At 37.4% G+C, this 1,736-nt stretch carries 2 protein-coding genes; one reads left to right on the top strand and one right to left on the bottom strand.

Features of this window, described 5'->3' with window-relative positions; translation table 11 throughout:
- Nucleotides 1-170, bottom strand: a 170-nt coding sequence (locus F6K13_RS31775; protein ID WP_287289677.1) for an ATP-binding cassette domain-containing protein, incomplete at its 3' end; no start/stop codon positions are given.
- A gap of 280 nt (nucleotides 171-450) precedes the next feature.
- On the opposite strand from F6K13_RS31775, the gene F6K13_RS31770 reads away from it, so the two are divergent.
- Nucleotides 451-1,470, top strand: a complete 1,020-nt coding sequence (locus tag F6K13_RS31770) for a M48 family metallopeptidase (RefSeq protein WP_124144459.1) — start codon at nucleotides 451-453, stop codon at nucleotides 1,468-1,470.
- Nucleotides 1,471-1,736: the final 266 nt, after the last annotated feature.

Below are 1,736 nucleotides of genomic sequence, written 5' to 3'. Positions count from 1 at the left end.
TTGCCACTCGTAGCAGGCAAATATCCAGCTAATATCCGCATTGTTGTAGTTTTACCTGCACCATTCGGACCTAAAAATCCCAATATTTCTCCTTGTTGTACAGCAAAGGATACCTCCTTAATTGCTGAGGTTGAACCATAAATTTTGCTTAACTTCTCAACTTCAATCATTATGACCTTAAATAAGCGATTAAGTCTAAACTTTTAATGATAAACTATTAATAGGTAGATTACCTCAAATCTTGGGTAAAAATATAGCTTTGCTAACTGACTATAAATCCGATAAAATCATCATTTACTATTTTATACCAGTGAGTTTATTCTAAATTTTTCAAGACAAAACTAGCTATCAATATTGTTTGTCTTAACTTTAAAAAGCATTCCGATACGAAAAATACCGATCGCTAGTTAATAAAAAATTAGTTTAACTTTAACTTTAGGTGAAAATATCATGTTAAAAATTAAAACCATACTAGCCATATTAGCAGTAGCCACATTCCTACTACCCAGCAATCAACTATCAGTTAAGGCCAACCCAACTTCCTCAGAAAATTCTACCCCAACAGAACAGACAAAAGACACCGAACAAGCAAAAAATATATACGAACAGGCCAAACAAGAACTACCTGATGACCTTTACACACTGTATCGAATCGTTGACCGTATTGCTAGAGCAAATGGACTAGACGAAAAACCTTGGCGAATCATCATATTTCCCAAATATGAAATCAATGCCTTTGCTACAGAAGTTAATCTTATTGCGATGTACAACGGCATCCTAGACCAACTTGTAGGAGATGCCTCTGCCATAGCTTGCGTAGTTGCCCACGAAATGGCACATCATACTGAAAGGCACATAGCTTTAGCCCCAGTAGAAAAACTTGCTTTGATCGAAAAAATTGAACAAGAGGCTCAACAAGAAGTTTTAGCAGAAAAACAGGATGCTCAAGCAGAGGCAACTGGTATGTCTATCGGAGGTACTGCAGCTAGAGTATTTGGAGGCAGAGCAGGGAGAGTTGGTGGTGCTGTTTTGGGCAATGCTAGTCGTCAACGCACTAAAGCAAGCCAAGAAAAAATAAATGAAATTGTTGCTCAGAAAAAAGAAGAATTAGAACAAACTTTGGCTGAAGAAGGCCGTAAAAGAGAATTGGAAGCTGACGAAAAGGGATATTTGTATTCAGCAAAGGCAGGTTTTGAACCAGAAGGTTGTTTAAGAGCAATGAATGTTTTGCTGCAAACTCCAAGCGCTGAATTTGATACTACTCATCCCGCTGTACCTAAACGTATTGAAGCTCTAAAAGATTTAATGGTCAAATCTCCAGCAACATCTCTAGTAGAAGAGGCTAAAGCCCTTATTTCTCAAACTGAACCTTTGAGTTATGATTTTTCTAAAGATGGAGCATCTTTGAGAGTTAATTCTAGCCGTGGTGGTTCCTCTGGAGATGATATAGAACGTTTATTTGATTATTAGACATCTGGTAAAAATCAAAAAGAAAATCAATTCTTATCCATAAATTATCAATTATTTCCCTCCTGGGAGGGGTTCGGGGTTGGTTCCCTGTTGCCAGATAAGCTGTTGCCTGTTGCCTCTTTTCTGGAGATGTTTATTGATATCAAATCCGGTAGCATCGGTATAAAAAAATTAAACCTGATAAATTAAGGGATGAATAGTAAGAGTTGGGCGATCGCCATGCCGAGATTGTTAAAGCTAGAACCACACAAAAGTATCGAAGAGTT

Origin of the sequence: Okeania sp. SIO2B9, assembly GCF_010672505.1 — a bacterium.
GTDB lineage: Bacteria > Cyanobacteriota > Cyanobacteriia > Cyanobacteriales > Microcoleaceae > Okeania > Okeania hirsuta.
The sequence above is the reverse complement of the archived record's forward strand: the minus strand, read 5'-3'. Positions and strand labels throughout refer to the sequence as shown.

Coding starts and splice junctions, on each gene's coding strand:
- F6K13_RS31770 (WP_124144459.1), top strand. CDS start 451: ATGTTAAAAATTAAAACCATACTAGCCATATTAGCAGTAGCCACATTC.